This window comes from Teichococcus aerofrigidensis (assembly GCF_054073225.1).
In genome coordinates, this window is sequence record NZ_JBSXMU010000047.1 from 13,393 (window position 1) to 28,221 (window position 14,829).

Annotated in this window: 28 protein-coding genes; all 28 read right to left on the reverse strand. The window is 67.7% G+C overall.

Features of this window, described 5'->3' with window-relative positions:
- Nucleotides 1-85: 85 nt before the first annotated feature.
- The gene (locus ACVMLK_RS11635; RefSeq protein WP_457486493.1) at nucleotides 86-487 is read right to left on the reverse strand and encodes a hypothetical protein; all 402 of its coding nucleotides are present in this window, start codon (nucleotides 485-487) and stop codon (nucleotides 86-88) included.
- 131 nt (nucleotides 488-618) lie between these two features.
- Nucleotides 619-1,050 carry a 50S ribosomal protein L17 gene (rplQ, locus tag ACVMLK_RS11640; RefSeq protein WP_198365230.1) on the reverse strand — a complete coding sequence of 144 codons (432 nt, stop codon included), beginning with the start codon at nucleotides 1,048-1,050 and terminating at the stop codon, nucleotides 619-621.
- A 26-nt stretch (nucleotides 1,051-1,076) separates the two neighbouring features.
- Complete coding sequence (locus tag ACVMLK_RS11645) at nucleotides 1,077-2,093, reverse strand: DNA-directed RNA polymerase subunit alpha (protein WP_198365229.1); 1,017 nt, start codon at nucleotides 2,091-2,093, stop codon at nucleotides 1,077-1,079.
- A 25-nt stretch (nucleotides 2,094-2,118) separates the two neighbouring features.
- Nucleotides 2,119-2,511 carry a 30S ribosomal protein S11 gene (gene rpsK, locus ACVMLK_RS11650; protein ID WP_099096438.1) on the reverse strand — a complete coding sequence of 131 codons (393 nt, stop codon included), beginning with the start codon at nucleotides 2,509-2,511 and terminating at the stop codon, nucleotides 2,119-2,121.
- 1 nt (nucleotide 2,512) lies between these two features.
- The gene (gene rpsM / locus ACVMLK_RS11655; protein ID WP_040613072.1) at nucleotides 2,513-2,890 is read right to left on the reverse strand and encodes a 30S ribosomal protein S13; all 378 of its coding nucleotides are present in this window, start codon (nucleotides 2,888-2,890) and stop codon (nucleotides 2,513-2,515) included.
- A gap of 234 nt (nucleotides 2,891-3,124) precedes the next feature.
- Entirely contained in the window at nucleotides 3,125-3,772 is a 648-nt protein-coding gene (locus ACVMLK_RS11660) for an adenylate kinase (protein WP_457486494.1), read from the reverse strand.
- 78 nt (nucleotides 3,773-3,850) lie between these two features.
- Nucleotides 3,851-5,215, reverse strand: a complete 1,365-nt coding sequence (secY, locus tag ACVMLK_RS11665; protein ID WP_457486495.1) for a preprotein translocase subunit SecY — start codon at nucleotides 5,213-5,215, stop codon at nucleotides 3,851-3,853.
- Between the two features lie 123 nt (nucleotides 5,216-5,338).
- Nucleotides 5,339-5,830, reverse strand: coding sequence for a 50S ribosomal protein L15 (rplO, locus tag ACVMLK_RS11670; RefSeq protein WP_422922518.1), 492 nt, complete (start codon nucleotides 5,828-5,830; stop codon nucleotides 5,339-5,341).
- A gap of 1 nt (nucleotide 5,831) precedes the next feature.
- Nucleotides 5,832-6,032 carry a 50S ribosomal protein L30 gene (rpmD, locus tag ACVMLK_RS11675; RefSeq protein ID WP_198365225.1) on the reverse strand — a complete coding sequence of 67 codons (201 nt, stop codon included), beginning with the start codon at nucleotides 6,030-6,032 and terminating at the stop codon, nucleotides 5,832-5,834.
- Nucleotides 6,025-6,636 carry a 30S ribosomal protein S5 gene (gene rpsE / locus ACVMLK_RS11680; protein ID WP_198365224.1) on the reverse strand — a complete coding sequence of 204 codons (612 nt, stop codon included), beginning with the start codon at nucleotides 6,634-6,636 and terminating at the stop codon, nucleotides 6,025-6,027. Before rpsE ends, rpmD begins: the two co-directional genes overlap by 8 nt.
- Before the next feature lie 12 nt (nucleotides 6,637-6,648).
- Nucleotides 6,649-7,011: a 50S ribosomal protein L18 gene (rplR, locus tag ACVMLK_RS11685; RefSeq protein WP_457486496.1), complete on the reverse strand. Its 363-nt coding sequence runs from the start codon at nucleotides 7,009-7,011 to the stop codon at nucleotides 6,649-6,651.
- Nucleotide 7,012: 1 nt separating this feature from the next.
- Nucleotides 7,013-7,549 carry a 50S ribosomal protein L6 gene (gene rplF / locus ACVMLK_RS11690; protein ID WP_198365222.1) on the reverse strand — a complete coding sequence of 179 codons (537 nt, stop codon included), beginning with the start codon at nucleotides 7,547-7,549 and terminating at the stop codon, nucleotides 7,013-7,015.
- 13 nt (nucleotides 7,550-7,562) lie between these two features.
- Nucleotides 7,563-7,961: a 30S ribosomal protein S8 gene (rpsH, locus tag ACVMLK_RS11695; RefSeq protein WP_198365221.1), complete on the reverse strand. Its 399-nt coding sequence runs from the start codon at nucleotides 7,959-7,961 to the stop codon at nucleotides 7,563-7,565.
- Between the two features lie 9 nt (nucleotides 7,962-7,970).
- Nucleotides 7,971-8,276, reverse strand: a complete 306-nt coding sequence (gene rpsN / locus ACVMLK_RS11700) for a 30S ribosomal protein S14 (RefSeq protein WP_198365220.1) — start codon at nucleotides 8,274-8,276, stop codon at nucleotides 7,971-7,973.
- Nucleotides 8,277-8,336: 60 nt separating this feature from the next.
- The gene (gene rplE / locus ACVMLK_RS11705) at nucleotides 8,337-8,897 is read right to left on the reverse strand and encodes a 50S ribosomal protein L5 (RefSeq protein ID WP_422922517.1); all 561 of its coding nucleotides are present in this window, start codon (nucleotides 8,895-8,897) and stop codon (nucleotides 8,337-8,339) included.
- Nucleotides 8,894-9,214 (reverse strand): 50S ribosomal protein L24, encoded by a 321-nt coding sequence (gene rplX, locus ACVMLK_RS11710; RefSeq protein ID WP_198365218.1) that lies wholly within the window; start codon nucleotides 9,212-9,214, stop codon nucleotides 8,894-8,896. Before rplX ends, rplE begins: the two co-directional genes overlap by 4 nt.
- Before the next feature lie 2 nt (nucleotides 9,215-9,216).
- Nucleotides 9,217-9,585 carry a 50S ribosomal protein L14 gene (gene rplN / locus ACVMLK_RS11715; RefSeq protein ID WP_007004412.1) on the reverse strand — a complete coding sequence of 123 codons (369 nt, stop codon included), beginning with the start codon at nucleotides 9,583-9,585 and terminating at the stop codon, nucleotides 9,217-9,219.
- 16 nt (nucleotides 9,586-9,601) lie between these two features.
- On the reverse strand, nucleotides 9,602-9,895 hold the full coding sequence (gene rpsQ, locus ACVMLK_RS11720; protein ID WP_198365217.1) for a 30S ribosomal protein S17: 294 nt from the start codon (nucleotides 9,893-9,895) through the stop codon (nucleotides 9,602-9,604).
- A gap of 16 nt (nucleotides 9,896-9,911) precedes the next feature.
- Nucleotides 9,912-10,118: a 50S ribosomal protein L29 gene (gene rpmC, locus ACVMLK_RS11725; RefSeq protein WP_198365216.1), complete on the reverse strand. Its 207-nt coding sequence runs from the start codon at nucleotides 10,116-10,118 to the stop codon at nucleotides 9,912-9,914.
- A 4-nt stretch (nucleotides 10,119-10,122) separates the two neighbouring features.
- Complete coding sequence (gene rplP / locus ACVMLK_RS11730) at nucleotides 10,123-10,545, reverse strand: 50S ribosomal protein L16 (RefSeq protein ID WP_198365215.1); 423 nt, start codon at nucleotides 10,543-10,545, stop codon at nucleotides 10,123-10,125.
- A gap of 12 nt (nucleotides 10,546-10,557) precedes the next feature.
- Nucleotides 10,558-11,235: a 30S ribosomal protein S3 gene (rpsC, locus tag ACVMLK_RS11735; protein WP_198365214.1), complete on the reverse strand. Its 678-nt coding sequence runs from the start codon at nucleotides 11,233-11,235 to the stop codon at nucleotides 10,558-10,560.
- A gap of 1 nt (nucleotide 11,236) precedes the next feature.
- Nucleotides 11,237-11,641 carry a 50S ribosomal protein L22 gene (gene rplV / locus ACVMLK_RS11740; RefSeq protein WP_198365213.1) on the reverse strand — a complete coding sequence of 135 codons (405 nt, stop codon included), beginning with the start codon at nucleotides 11,639-11,641 and terminating at the stop codon, nucleotides 11,237-11,239.
- A gap of 4 nt (nucleotides 11,642-11,645) precedes the next feature.
- Nucleotides 11,646-11,924 (reverse strand): 30S ribosomal protein S19, encoded by a 279-nt coding sequence (gene rpsS, locus ACVMLK_RS11745; RefSeq protein ID WP_076958669.1) that lies wholly within the window; start codon nucleotides 11,922-11,924, stop codon nucleotides 11,646-11,648.
- Between the two features lie 5 nt (nucleotides 11,925-11,929).
- A complete protein-coding gene (gene rplB, locus ACVMLK_RS11750; RefSeq protein WP_198365212.1) occupies nucleotides 11,930-12,763 on the reverse strand; it encodes a 50S ribosomal protein L2 in 834 nt (277 codons plus the stop codon).
- A 4-nt stretch (nucleotides 12,764-12,767) separates the two neighbouring features.
- Nucleotides 12,768-13,064 carry a 50S ribosomal protein L23 gene (locus ACVMLK_RS11755; RefSeq protein WP_422924745.1) on the reverse strand — a complete coding sequence of 99 codons (297 nt, stop codon included), beginning with the start codon at nucleotides 13,062-13,064 and terminating at the stop codon, nucleotides 12,768-12,770.
- Between the two features lie 26 nt (nucleotides 13,065-13,090).
- Nucleotides 13,091-13,711, reverse strand: coding sequence for a 50S ribosomal protein L4 (gene rplD, locus ACVMLK_RS11760; RefSeq protein ID WP_198365210.1), 621 nt, complete (start codon nucleotides 13,709-13,711; stop codon nucleotides 13,091-13,093).
- An 11-nt stretch (nucleotides 13,712-13,722) separates the two neighbouring features.
- The gene (rplC, locus tag ACVMLK_RS11765; protein ID WP_198365209.1) at nucleotides 13,723-14,409 is read right to left on the reverse strand and encodes a 50S ribosomal protein L3; all 687 of its coding nucleotides are present in this window, start codon (nucleotides 14,407-14,409) and stop codon (nucleotides 13,723-13,725) included.
- A gap of 21 nt (nucleotides 14,410-14,430) precedes the next feature.
- Complete coding sequence (rpsJ, locus tag ACVMLK_RS11770; protein WP_007004401.1) at nucleotides 14,431-14,739, reverse strand: 30S ribosomal protein S10; 309 nt, start codon at nucleotides 14,737-14,739, stop codon at nucleotides 14,431-14,433.
- Nucleotides 14,740-14,829: the final 90 nt, after the last annotated feature.

The window sequence follows — 14,829 nt, forward strand, 5'->3', positions numbered from 1 at the left end:
GGGGTCGGAGGGGGAGGCATCAAAGCGCCTTCCGGCCCTGTCCCGCAAGGCCGGCAGGACGCGCGCCCACGCTCAGGGCCGGCGCTCAGGACCGGCGGAGGCGCGCCGTCTTGCGCGCGATCGCCGCCGGCTGCGGGGAGAATTGCCGTCCCGCCGCGCTGTCCTGCCGCTTGCGGGCCGAGGTCTCGCGGTATTCGGCCTCGCTCAGCCCCTCCCGTGCCTGGCGCGGCAGGTAGCGCTCACCGGTCTCGCGCGAGGAGCGGCCGGACCGGGTGCCCCAGTCCTCCCGCGTCCAGGCCGTCAGGTGATTGGCGCTGCTCCTGGCGCCGGAATAGCCGCCGCCCGCCTTCTTGTACGCCCGCACCGCCAGCTGCGCCTTGCGGGCCGACCATTGCCCCGGCTCGCCACCCTTGTCGCCCTGCTGCACCTCCGCCTTGACCTTCTCCCACAAGGCGGGGTCGGTCCGGGTCGCTCGATGGCCGGGCATGGCGGGCTCCTGGGCTGGGCAGAGCGACAACGCCGGGCCGGGGCGCGGCGTTGCCCGGCGCGGGGCGCCACGCGAAAGGGGCGGATGGTTGCCCATCCGCCCCTTCGTTCATCCCGGCCGGAGGAGACGGCTTACGCCGCGTCCTGCTGGCCCTCGGCCTCGGCCGCGACGGGCTTCGGACCGCTGTCCTGGCCCTTGGCGGCGACGTCGCGCTCGACCAGCTCGATCACCGCCATGTCGGCGGCGTCACCATAGCGCATGCCGGCCTTCAGGACGCGGGTGTAGCCACCCTGGCGGCCCTTGTAGCGCTCGGCGATGGTGGTGAAGAGCTTGTCCACCACCTTCGGGTCCATGATCTGCGCATAGGCCTGGCGGCGCGCATGCAGGTCGCCACGCTTGCCCAGGGTGATGATGCGCTCGACATACGGGCGCAGCTCCTTGGCCTTGGGCAGGGTCGTGGTGATCTGCTCGTGCTTGAGCAGGCTGGTCGCCATATTGCGGAGCATCGCAATACGGTGGGTGGAGGTGACGCCGAGCTTCCGGCCGGCAACCCCGTGACGCATGGTTCTATTCCTTCACGCGGCCGAAATCAGAACGGCTCTTCGATCTTCTTGGCGAGGTCCTCGATGTTCTCCGGCGGCCAGCCCGGCACGGTCATGCCCAGGCTCAGCCCCATGGAGGCGAGGACTTCCTTGATTTCGTTCAGCGACTTGCGGCCGAAGTTCGGAGTGCGGAGCATCTCCTGCTCCGTCTTCTGTACCAGGTCGCCGATGTAGACGATGTTGTCGTTCTTCAGGCAGTTCGCGCTGCGGACCGACAGCTCCAGCTCATCCACCTTGCGCAGCAGGTTGCGGTTGAAGGGCAGGTCGTCCTGCACCTCCTCCACGACGCGCTGGCGCGGCTCATCGAAGTTGATGAAGAGCTGCAGCTGGTCCTGCAGGATGCGGGCCGCCAGGGCCACGGCATCGTCCGGCGCGATCGTGCCGTCCGTCTCCACCGTCAGCACCAGCTTGTCGTAGTCGGTGCGCTGACCGACGCGGGTCGGCTGCACCTGATACGCCACGCGGCGGACCGGGGAATAGATGGCATCGACCGGGATCAGGCCGATCGGGGCGTCCTCGGGCCGGTTCTCGGAGGCGGGCACATAGCCCTTGCCGATATCGACCGTCAGCTCCATCGACAGCTTGGCGCCGTCGTCGAGGGTGCAGATGACCAGCTCCGGATTGGCGATCTCGATGTCGCCGATGGTCTGGATCTGGCCCGCCGTCACCTCGCCCGGGCCGGTCGCGGTGAGCTGGAGGCGCTTCGGCCCCTCGCCCTGCATCCGGATCGCCAGGCGCTTGATGTTGAGGACGATGTCCGTGACATCCTCGCGGACGCCCTGCAGGCTGCTGAACTCATGCAGCGCGCCATCGATGCGGATGGCGGTGACCGCCGCACCCTGGAGCGAGGAGAGCAGCACGCGCCGCAGCGCATTGCCGAGGGTCATGCCGAAGCCGCGCTCGAGCGGCTCCGCCACCACCGTCGCCGTGCGCGAAGGGTCGGCCCCGGACTCGACTTCGAGCTTCTCGGGGCGAATCAGGGAACGCCAGTTGCGCTCGAGCACGTTCGGTTTCTCCTGCAGCCTCGCCTCAGACCCGACGCCGCTTGCGCGGACGGCAGCCGTTGTGCGGGATGGGGGTCACGTCCTTGATGGCGGTGACATAGAAGCCGACGGCCTGCAGCGCGCGGAGCGCCGACTCGCGCCCCGAGCCGGGACCCGAGACCATGATCTCCAGCGTCTCCATGCCATGCTCGCGGGCCTTACGGCCGGCATCCTCGGCGGCGACCTGCGCGGCATAGGGCGTGGACTTGCGGCTGCCCTTGAAGCCCTGGCTGCCGGCCGAGGACCAGGCGATGGCATTGCCCTGGCTGTCGGTGATGGTGACGATGGTGTTGTTGAACGAGGCGAGGACGTGCGCGACGCCGGAAGCGATATTCTTCCGTTCCTTCTTGCGCGGACGACCGGTGGGCTGACGGGCCATCTTACTTCGTCACCTTCTTCTTGCCGGCGATCGCCACGGCCTTGCCCTTGCGGGTGCGGGCGTTGGTGTGCGTGCGCTGGCCACGGACAGGCAGGCCCTTGCGATGACGCAGGCCACGGTAGCAGGCCATGTCCATCAGGCGCTTGATGTTCATCGCGTTCTCGCGGCGCAGGTCGCCCTCGACCCGGTACTCGCGGTCGATCAGCTCGCGGATCTTGAGGATCTCCTCATCCGTCAGCTGGTTGACGCGGCGATCCTCGGGGATGCCGAGCTGCTCGCAGATCACCTTCGCATTCGCCGGACCGATGCCGTAGATGTAGCGGAGGGAAATGAGAACGCGCTTGTTGGTTGGAATGTTCACGCCTGCGATGCGTGCCATTGAGTCCTGCTCCCGGGGCACGTGGCCCCTGTCCGATGACCGGCGGAAGCGCCGGCGAAGGTGATCGGCGCGCTGCGGCCACGTAATGGACCGCATGCAACCATCGTCGCGGCCGAGGAGGCCCCGACCGCGAGAGGCGCGGGTTTAACGGGGTTCAAGGCTGAGAGTCAAGGCGGAAGCCGGCTGCCCCGCCCCGCGGGGCCCGGCCGGAACGTGCCTCCGGCCGGCAAGAGCCTAGCGGGCGAGGATCGTCTCGACCTGGCGGGATACCTCGTCCATCGAGGCCATGCCGTCCACGCTGCGCAGCTTCCCCTGCGCCGCATAATAAGGCAGCAGCGGCGCCGTCTGGCGGTGATAGGCCTCCAGGCGGGCGGCCACCGTCTCGGCCTTGTCGTCGGCCCGGCGCACGAACTCCGTGCCGCCGCAGGCATCGCAGACGCCCGGCTGGGCGGTCGGCTTGAAGCTGTCGTGGTAGCCGGCGCCGCAGCTCGCGCAGGTGAAGCGCCCGGCGATCCGCTCGACCAGGGCGCCGTCATCCACCTTCAGCTCGATGACGTGGTCGAGCTGCATGCCCTTCTCCCGCAGCATCAGGTCGAGCGCCTCGGCCTGCGGGGTGGTGCGGGGAAAGCCGTCCAGGATGAAGCCCCGGGCGGCGTCCGGCTGGGAAACCCGGTTGGCCAGCATGGCGGTGATGATGGCGTCCGGCACCAGCCCGCCGCTCTCCATGATGGCCTTGGCCTGGCGGCCGATCTCGCTGCCGCTCTTCACCTCGGCCCGCAACATGTCGCCGGTCGAGATCTGGGCCATGCCGTGCCGCTCCTCGAGCCGCTTCGCCTGGGTGCCCTTACCGGCCCCCGGGGGCCCCAGCAGAATCAGGTTCATGAACGCTCCATCCCCGCCATGACGCGCAACATCCACTCCATTGACCACCCCCCGGGATAAGTCCCCGAGGGCACCCCTTTACCGCAGGCGCGGCATGCCGCCGCGGCCGCCTCCCATTCGCGCCTTCTTGATCAGCCCCTCATACTGATGGGCGAACAGATGCGACTGGACCTGGGCGACGGTGTCCATGGTGACCGAAACGATGATCAGAAGGGAAGTGCCGCCGAAATAGAAGGGCACGCCGTACTGGCTGATCAGGATCTCGGGCAGCAGGCAGACGACGCAGAGGTAGATGGCGCCCACCGCGGTCAGGCGGGACAGCACCCGGTCGAAATAATCCGCCGTGGCCTGGCCGGGCCGGATGCCCGGCACGAAGCCGCCATGCTTCTTCAGGTTGTCGGCCGTCTCCGTCGGGTTGAAGACCACCGCCGTGTAGAAGAAGGCGAAGAAGATGATCAGGGCGACGTAGAGGCCCATGTAGAGCGGCTGGCCATGCGCCAGGGCGGCGCCGATCCGCGCCAGGATGCCCTCGCCGGTCTGGTCGCCGGAGAAGCCGGCGAAGGTCGCGGGCAGCAGCAGCAGGGAGGAGGCGAAGATCGGCGGGATCACGCCCGCCGTGTTCAGCTTCAGCGGCAGGTGGGTGTTCTCGCCGCCGAACATGCGGTTGCCGACCTGGCGCTTCGGATACTGGATCGGGATGCGCCGCTGCGCCCGCTCCATGAAGACCACGAAGGCGATGACCGCCAGCGCGATGACCAGGAAGGCCATGATGAAGACGGTCGAGAGCGCGCCGGTGCGGCCCAGCTCCAGCGTCGCCACCAGGGCATGCGGCAGGTTGGCGACGATGCCGGCGAAGATGATCAGGCTGATGCCATTGCCGACGCCGCGGGCGGTGATCTGCTCGCCCAGCCACATCAGGAACATGGTGCCGCCGACCAGCGTGACCACGCAGGAGAGGCGGAAGAAGGCGCCGTTCTCGTAGACCGCCGGCCCGGTCGGCCCCTGCATCGCCTCGAGGCCGACGGCGATGCCATAGGCCTGGAAGACGGCGATGAAGACCGTCAGGTAGCGGGTGTACTGGTTCAGCTTCTTGCGGCCGGATTCACCCTCCTTCTTGAGGGCCTCCAGCGTCGGCACGGCCGCGGACATCAGCTGGATGATGATGCTGGCCGAGATATACGGCATGATGTTGAGCGCGAAGACCGTCATGCGGCCCAGCGCGCCGCCCGTGAACATGTCGAACATGCCCAGGATGCCGCCGCCATGCTGGCGCAGGATCTCCGCCATCACCCCGGCATCGACGCCGGGCACGGGCACATAGGTGCCGATGCGGTAGACGATCAGCGCGGCCAGCGTGAACCAGATGCGCTTCTTGAGCTCGGTGGCCTTGGACAGCACGCCGAGATTGAGATTGGCCGCGAGCTGTTCGGCGGCGGACGCCATGGCTTCGCCCTTCATTGTCCCAAGGGCCACATGACTGCGGCGCCGGGGGCTCATCCCGCGGCGCCGCTGCCAGCCCTGTCGATGCATCACCTAGCCCCCCCGAGGCGGGGGGCGCAACAGGCGTTACGCCGCGGGCGCTTCTTCCTTGGCCGGCGCCAGCACCGTCACGGAACCGCCCGCCGCCTCGACCGCCGCGATCGCCGCCGCGGAGGCGCCAGCCACGGAGATCGTCACGGCGCGCTTGATCTCGCCGCGCGCCAGCAGACGCACGCCGGCGATCTTGGCGCCGGTGCGAACCAGGCCCGCCGCCTCCAGCGCCGCCTCATCGATCGCCTGACCGGCTGGCAGGCGGCCGGACTCGATGGCGGCGTCGATAGTGCCGATGTTGATCGGCGCGTATTCCTTGCGGAACGGGTTGACGAAGCCCCGCTTCGGCAGGCGCCGGTAGATCGGGAGCTGGCCGCCCTCGAAGCCGTTCAGCGACACGCCGGTGCGGGCCTTCTGACCCTTGACGCCACGGCCCGAGGTCTTGCCCTTGCCGGAGCCGATGCCGCGGCCGACGCGCTTGAACTTGTTGCGCGCGCCGTCATTGTCGCGCAGTTCGTTCAGCTTCATCTCACTTCTCCGTGGTCTCGCCCACCTGGATCAGGTGCGCGACCTTGCGGATCATGCCGCGCACGGCCGGAGTGTCCTCCAGCTCCCGCGTGCGGCGGATCTTGTTGAGCCCGAGCCCGATCAGCGTCTCACGCTGGCCGGGCTTGCGGCCGATGGGGGACGCGATCTGCGTCACCCGAACGGTCTTCTTGGTCTCAGACACTGGCAGCCTCCTGCGCCGGCTCCGCGTCCTTGCGCGGGCCCAGCAGGTCGGAGACCTTCTTGCCACGGCGCGAGGCCACAGCCCGGGGGCTGGTGCAGCGCGTCAGGGCGGCGAAGGTCGCCTTGACCATGTTGTGCGGATTCGTCGTGCCGGTGCACTTGGCGACGACATCGCCCATGCCCAGCGTCTCGAACACCGCGCGCATCGGACCGCCAGCGATGATGCCGGTGCCCGCCGGCGCCGCGCGCAGGATCACGCGGCCGGCACCGAACTCGCCGATCACGTCGTGATGCAGGGTGCGGCCCTCGCGCATCGGCACCCGGACCATGGTCCGCTTGGCGCGCTCGGTCGCCTTGCGGATCGCCTCCGGAACCTCGCGCGCCTTGCCGGCGCCCCAGCCCACCCGGCCCTTCTCGTCACCGACCACGACCAGGGCGGCGAAGGAGAAGCGACGGCCACCCTTCACCACCTTGGCCACGCGGTTGATCGTGACCAGCTTGTCCTTCAGCTCATCGCCGGGCTCACGCTCGGTGTTGCGCTCCGGACCCCGGCCGCGGCCGCGATCGCGATCACCGCCGCCGCCGCTCCTCGGTTCACGTGCCATATTCAGTGCTCCTTAGAACGACAGCCCGCCCTCGCGGGCGCCGTCCGCCAGGGCTTTCACCCGGCCGTGATACAGGTAGGGCCCGCGATCGAAGACGACCTCGGTCACCCCGGCCGCGATAGCGCGCTCGGCCAGCAGCTTGCCGATGGCCGAGGCCGCGTCGCGATCCGCGCCGGTCCGCAGGCTCTCGCGCTGCGTCTTCTCCAGCGAGGAGGCGGCAGCGAGCGTGCGCCCCTGCTTGTCGTCGATGACCTGGGCGTAGATGTGCTTGCCAGAGCGGAAGACGGAAAGCCGAGGCCGACCGCCGCTCTTGAGCCGGAGCTGGAAGCGCAGACGGGCACGACGCCGCTCCTGAAGAGAGAGCTTGTTCGACATCTTACTTCTTCTTCCCCTCCTTCCGGAGGATCACCTCGTCCGTGTACCGCACGCCCTTGCCCTTATAGGGCTCGGGGCCGCGGAAGGCGCGGATCTCGGCCGCCACCTGGCCCACCACCTGCTTGTTCACGCCCTCGACCTTGATGGCGGTCGGGCGCTCGGTGGTGATCTTGATGCCGTCCGGGATCGCGTAGCGGATCTCGTGGCTGTAGCCGAGGTTCAGCACCAGCTCCTTGCCCTGGACCGCGGCGCGGTAACCCGTGCCGGTGATCTCCATGGACTTGGAGAAGCCGGTGGAGACACCGGTGACCATGCCGTTGATCAGGCTGCGGGTGGTGCCCCACAGCGTGCGCGAGCGGCGGTCGGAACCGAGCGGCTTCACCGAGACCTGGTTGTCCTCGACGTTCACCTCGACGGCGTCCGTCACCAGCGGCAGGGACAGCTCGCCGAGCTTGCCCTTGGCCGAGAGGACGCCATCCTTCAGCGCGACGGTGACGCCGGCGGGAACGGAGACGGGGTACTTGCCAACGCGAGACATGCCGACCCCTCCCTCAGAACACGCGGCAGAGGACCTCGCCGCCAACATTGGCAGCGCGGGCCTCATTGTCGCTCATCACGCCACGCGGCGTGGAGAGGATGGAAATGCCGAGCCCGTTGTAGAACTTCGGCAGCTCCTTGATCTTGGAGTAGACGCGCCGGCCAGGCTTGGAGACACGCATGATCTCCTTGATGGCGGGCTCGCCCTCGGAATACTTCAGCTCGATGTCGAGCACGCTCACGCCCGGGCGGACCTGCTCGGAGCGATAGGCGCGGATGAAGCCTTCACGCTTCAGGACCTCGAGCACATCGGCGCGGAGGCGGCTAGCGGGCGAGGTGACACGCGCCTGACGGGCACGGTGCCCGTTGCGGATGCGGGTCAGCATATCGCCCAGCGGATCGGACAGCGACATGCGGCCCCCTTACCAGCTCGCCTTGACGAGACCCGGGATCTGGCCGTTCGAGGCCAGGTCACGGAGCGCGTTACGGCTCAGCTTGAACTTGCGGTAATTGCCACGCGGGCGGCCGGTCAGCTCGCAACGCAGGCGCACGCGAACCTTGGCGCCGTTGCGCGGCAGCTCGGCGAGCTTCAGCGTCGCTTCGAAACGCTCCTCGACCGGCAGCGCACGATCCATGATCGTGGCCTTCAGCGCGGCGCGCTTGGCGGTGTGCAGCTTCGAGAGTCGCGCGCGGCGATTGTTCTTCTCGACAGCCGATGTCTTGGCCATGCGGTCTAATCCTCCGGAACCTGCCCGGCCCCCGCCGGGGCGCAGGGCGGTTTTCCAAACTCAGTTGGCGAAGGGAAGGTCGAAGCCCTTCAGCAGGGCCTTGGCTTCCTTGTCCGTCTTCGCCGTCGTGACGAACACGATGTCCATGCCGCGAACCGCGTCCACCTTGTCATAGCTGATCTCGGGGAACACGATCTGCTCCTTCAGGCCCAGGGAGAAGTTCCCCCGGCCATCGAAGCCCTTATTGCCCGGCAGGCCGCGGAAGTCACGCATGCGCGGCAGCGCGACGGTGACCAGGCGGTCCAGGAACTCGTACATCCGGGCGCGGCGCAGCGTCACCTTGCAGCCAATGGCCTGGCCCTCGCGGATCTTGAAGCCCGCGATCGCCTTCTTGGCCTTGGTCTTGACCGGCTTCTGGCCGGCGATGACGGTCAGGTCGGCCAGCGCGGCGTCCAGCTTCTTCTGGTCACCCGCGGCCTCGCCCACGCCCATGTTGATGACGATCTTGGAGAGCTTCGGGACCTCCATCGGGTTCCCGTAGCCGAATTCCTCGACCAGTTGCTTGCGCAGCAGCTCAGCATAGCGCTGCTGCATGCGCGGCAGTTCCTTCGCCTCGCTCATGCGTCGATCACCTCGCCGGAGGCCTTGGCCACACGGACCTTCTTGCCGTCCTCAAGCACCTTGAAGCCGACGCGGGTCGGCTTGTCGGACTTCGGGTCGATCAGGGCGATGTTGGAGAGGTCGATCGACGCCTCCTTCTCGACAATGCCGCCCTGCTGCCCCATGCCCTTCGGCTTGGTATGGCGCTTCACGATGTTCAGGCCCTGCACGACGGCACGGCCCTCGGCGGTCAGCACGCGCAGCACCTCGCCGCGCTTGCCCTTGTCCTTGCCCGTGAGGACCTGGACGCGATCGCCCTTCTTGATCTTCGCGGCCATGGTTACAGAACCTCCGGCGCCAGCGAGATGATCTTCATGAACTTGCGCGCGCGCAGCTCACGGACCACCGGGCCAAAGATACGGGTGCCGATCGGCTCGTTCTGCTTGTTGATCAGAACGGCAGCGTTGCGGTCGAAGCGGATGGCGGTGCCGTCCTGCCGGCGAACCGGATAGGCGGTGCGCACGATCACGGCGCGCTGCACGTCACCCTTCTTCACCTTGCCGCGCGGAATCGCTTCCTTCACGGACACCACGATGATGTCGCCGACCGAGGCGGTGCGGCGCTTGGAGCCGCCCAGCACCTTGATGCACTGCACGCGGCGCGCACCGGAATTATCGGCGACCTCGAGGTTGGACTCGACAATAATCATTGGTCAGGTACCGTCCTCAGGCCTGCGGCGCAGCCGGGGCCGTGCCCGCGGCGAAGCCTGGCGTCTCGACCGCGGCGCCATTGCGCTCGATCACCAGCCAGGTCTTCCGCTTGCTGATCGGCCGGCACTCCTCGATCGCCACGACGTCGCCTTCCTTGCACAGGTTGGCATCGTCATGCGCGGCGTACTTCTTCGAGCGCCGGATGAACTTCTTGTAGAGCGGATGCATCACGCGACGCTCGACCAAGACCGTCACGGTCTTGTCCATCTTGTCGCTGACCACCCGCCCGGTGAGGACGCGCTTCGGCATAGCCGGGGTCTCCTCGTCAGGCCTTTGCGGCCGAGCGGGACTGCTCGGCCAGGACGGTCTTAACACGGGCGATATCGCGACGCACCACCTTGATGCGGGAAACCGCCTCAAGCTGGCCAGTCGCGCGCTGGAAGCGGAGGTTGAACTGTTCCTTCCGCAGATCCAGCAGCATCGCCTTCAGCTCGTCCGGGGTCTTGGTCCGGACATCCACGATCTTCGTCATCGACTCAGGCCTCCGCCGCGCCCAGGCGGGTCACGAGCTTGGTCTTGATCGGCAACTTCGCCGCGCCGAGGGTCAGTGCCTCGCGCGCCGTCTCCACGGAGACGCCGTCGATCTCGAACATGATGCGGCCGGGCTTGACACGGGCCGCCCAGTACTCCGGCGCGCCCTTGCCCGAACCCATGCGGACTTCCGCCGGCTTCGTGGAGACGGGAACGTCCGGGAAAATGCGGATCCACACCCGGCCCTGACGCTTCATGGCGCGGGTGATCGCGCGGCGCGCCGCCTCGATCTGCCGGGCGGTCACCCGCTCCGGCTCCAGCGCCTTCAGGCCAAAGCCGCCGAAGGACAGGGTGAACCCGCCCTTCGCCACGCCCTTGATGCGGCCCTTGTGCGCCTTACGGAACTTCGTGCGCTTCGGGGAAAGCATTGTCTCTTATCCTCAGCGCTGCGGAGCCTGCTCCGCCGCGCGCTTATCCTGCGCCAGCGGGTCATGCGCCATGATCTCGCCCTTGAAGATCCAGACCTTCACACCGCAGGTGCCATAGGTCGTCTTCGCGGTCGCCGTGCCGTAGTCGATATCGGCGCGGAGCGTGTGCAGGGGCACGCGGCCCTCGCGGTACCACTCCATGCGCGCGATCTCCGCCCCACCCAGACGGCCGCCGCAGTTGATGCGGATGCCGCCGGCGCCGAGGCGCATCGCGGACTGCACGGCGCGCTTCATCGCGCGGCGGAAGGCCACGCGGCGCTCCAGCTGCTGCGCGATGCTCTCGGCGACGAGCTGGGCCTCGATCTCGGGCTTGCGGATCTCGACGATGTTCAGCGCCACCTCGGCCCCGGCGAGCTTCGCCAGATCCTTGCGCAGCACCTCGATGTCGGCGCCCTTCTTGCCGATCACGACGCCCGGGCGGGCGGCGTGGATCGTCACGCGGGGCTTCTTCGCCGGGCGCTCGATGACCACCTTGGACACGCCGGCGCCCTTCAGGCGGGCCTTCAGCGTGTTGCGGAGCTTCAGGTCATCATGCAGCAGGCGCGAGTAGTCGGCATCGGCGAACCAGCGGGAATCCCAGGTCCGGTTGATGCCGAGCCGCAGCCCGATCGGATTGACTTTGTGACCCATGTTACGCGGCCTCCTGCTGCGCCGGCGCGGCGTCCGGCTGCTTCTCGGCAACCACGATCGAGAGATGGCTGAACCACTTCTCGACCCGCGCCGCCTTGCCGCGGCCACGCGCATGGAAGCGCTTCATGACCACCGCGCGGCCCACCTCCACCTTCGAGACGACCAGACGGTCGACATCGAGCTGGTGGTTGTTCTCCGCATTGGCGATCGCGCTCTCCAGCGTCACCTTCACCGTCTGGGCGATGCGGCGCTTGGAGAAGGTCAGGGTCGCCACGGCGTCCTGGGCCTTGCGACCGCGGATCAGCCCGGCCACCAGGTTCAGCTTGTAGGGCGAGACCCGGATATTGCGGGTCACGGCCTTCGCCTCGGTCTCGGCCAGCAGGCGGGGATGCTTCGGCTTGCTCATCGCCTTAGCCCCTCTTCGCCTTCTTGTCCGAAGAATGCCCGGTGAAGGTCCGCGTCGGCGAGAACTCGCCGAACTTGTGGCCCACCATGTTCTCCGAAACCTGAACCGGAATGAACTTCTTGCCGTTGTAGACACCGAAGGTCAGACCGACGAACTGCGGCAGGATCGTGCTCCGGCGCGACCAGATCTTGATGACCTCGTTGCGCGTGGAGGCACGGGCCGCTTCCGCCTTGTTCAGCAGGTAGCCGTCGACGAACGGCCCCTTCCAGACACTGCGCGACATCGCGGTCAGCCCTTCGTCACGTTGCGGCGACGGACGATCAGCTTGTCCGTACGCTTGTTGGTGCGGGTCTTGTAACCCTTGGTCGGCTTGCCCCACGGCGTGACCGGGTGGCGGCCGCCCGAGGTCCGGCCCTCACCACCGCCATGCGGGTGGTCGACCGGGTTCATGACGACACCGCGGTTGTGCGGCTTGCGGCCCAGCCAGCGGGAGCGGCCGGCCTTGCCCAGATGCTGGTTCTGGTTGTCCGGGTTGGACACCGCGCCGATCGAGGCGATGCACTCGCCACGCACCAGGCGCAGCTCGCCGGACATCAGCTTGATCTGCGCATAGCCGGCATCCTTGCCGACCAGCTGGGCATAGGTGCCCGCCGAACGCGCGATCTTGCCGCCGGCACCGGGCTTCATCTCGATGTTGTGGATGATGGTGCCCACCGGAATCGAGCCCAGTGGCATCGCATTGCCCGGCTTGATGTCCACGCGCTCGCCGGCCACGACCGTGTCGCCGACCTTCAGGCGCTGCGGCGCGAGGATATAGGCGAGCTCGCCATCCTCGTACTTCACCAGCGCGATGAAGGCCGTGCGGTTGGGATCGTACTCCAGCCGCTCGACCGTCGCGGGCACGTCGAACTTGCGCCGCTTGAAGTCGATCACGCGGTAGGTCTGCTTGTGCCCACCCCCGCGGAACCGGACCGTGATGCGGCCGTGATTGTTGCGGCCGCCGGAGTGGTTCTTCCCCTCCGTCAGCTGCTTGACCGGCTTGCCCTTGAACAGCTCGGAACGGTTGATGAGAACCGTCCCGCGCGAGCTCGGGGTGACCGGGTTAAAGTGCTTCAGCGCCATGGCTTTAAGCGAGCCCCGTGGTGAGATCGATGCTCTGGCCCTCGGCCAGGCGCACGATCGCCTTCTTCCAGTCGGAGCGCTGGCCCTCGCGGCCACGCACCCGCTTGGTCTTGCCCTTGGTCAGGATCGTGTTGACGGACAGAACCGTCACGCCGAACAGACCCTCGACAGAGGCCTTGATCTCCGGCTTGGTCGCGGACAGCGGCACCTTGAAGGTGACCTGGTGCTGCTCCGCGAGGCCGGTGGCCTTCTCCGTCACGACCGGCGCGAGGATGGTCAGGTACATCTTCTCGCGCGAGATCACGGGCTTCTTGGTCGCGGTCTCGCTCATGCCAGCCGCTCCTTCAGAGCCTCGACGGCCTGGCGGGTCACCGCCAGAACGTCGTGATTGAGGATGTCGTAGACGTTCGCGCCCATGGAGGGCAGGACGTTCACGTGCGGAAGGTTGCGGACCGCGCGGCCGAAGCCGTCCTCGACCGCCGCATCCACCACCAACGCGCTCTTCCAGCCCAGCGCCTTGACCTTGGCGGCCATGGCGGAGGTCTTCGCCGCATCGCCCAGCGACGCGGCGTCGAGCACGATCAGCTTGCCCTCGGCGGCCTTCTGGCTCAGCGCGCTGATCAGGCCCAGACGACGGACCTTCTTGTTCAGCGCATAGCCATGGTCGCGGACCACAGGCCCGTGCACCACACCACCGGTGCGGAACTGCGGCGCACGCAGCGAGCCCTGGCGGGCGTTGCCCGTGCCCTTCTGACGGTAGGGCTTCTTGGTGGTGCCGGAGACCTCGCCCATGCCCTTCACCTTGTGGGTGCCGGCACGGCGCTTGGCGAGCTGCCAATGCACCACGCGCGCCATGATGTCGGCGCGGGGAGAAGCCGCGAACAGCGCCTCGGGGAGCTCGATCTCGCCCGCCGTGGCATTGTCCAGCGTGATGACAGGAACCTGCATCGTCCTTACCCTCAGGCCACGGCCGCGGGGAACGGCGCGTCAGCGTGGCGCGCGGTCTTCACCGCATCCCGCACCAGCACATAACCGCCCTTCGCGCCAGGCACCGCGCCCTTGACCAGCAGCAGGCCCTTGTCGAGGTCGAAACCAGCGACCTCGAGGTTCTGCGTGGTCACGCGCTCAACACCCAGATGGCCAGCCATCTTCTTGTTCTTGAAGGTCTTGCCCGGGTCCTGACGGTTGCCCGTCGAACCGTGGCTACGGTGCGAGATCGAGACGCCGTGCGTCGCCTCGAGGCCGGCGAAGTTCCAGCGCTTCATGGCGCCGGCAAACCCCTTGCCCTTCGAGGTGCCCGTCACGTCGACGATCTGGCCCTTCACGAAATGATTCGCGGAGAGCGCGGCGCCGGGGTCCAGCAGGGCGTCAGCCGCCACGCGGAACTCCACAACCTTCTTCGGAGCCTCGACACCCGCCTTGGCGAAGTGACCCTTGTTGGGCTTCGAGACGTTCTTCGGCTTGGCCAGGCCGAAGCCCAGCTGCACCGCATCGTACCCGTCCTTCTCCGCCGTGCGGGTGGCCACCACGCGCACCTGGTCCAGGTGCAGCACGGTGACGGGCACGGTGGAGCCGTCGTCGTTGAACAGCCGGGTCATGCCCAGCTTCTTCGCGATCAGGCCGGTACGGCCATTCTTCGCGGCCATGGCAGATTGCTCCCCCGGGCCTTAGAGCTTGATCTCGACATCCACGCCGGCAGCGAGGTCGAGCTTCATCAGCGCGTCCACGGTCTGCGGGGTGGGGTCGACGATATCAAGCAGACGCCGATGAGTCCGGATCTCGAACTGCTCACGGCTCTTCTTGTCGACATGCGGGGAGCGGTTCACGGTGAACCGCTCGATCTCTGTCGGCAACGGAATCGGCCCGCGCACGCGCGCGCCGGTCCGCTTCGCGGTGTTGACGATCTCCCGCGTGCTGCCATCCAGCACGCGGTGATCGAACGCCTTGAGGCGGATGCGGATGTTCTGGCTGTCCATCGTCTGGCGCCTATCTCTGCCCGCGTCCGTTACGCGCTGATCTTGGCGACGACGCCGGCGCCGACGGTGCGGCCGCCCTCGCGGATGGCG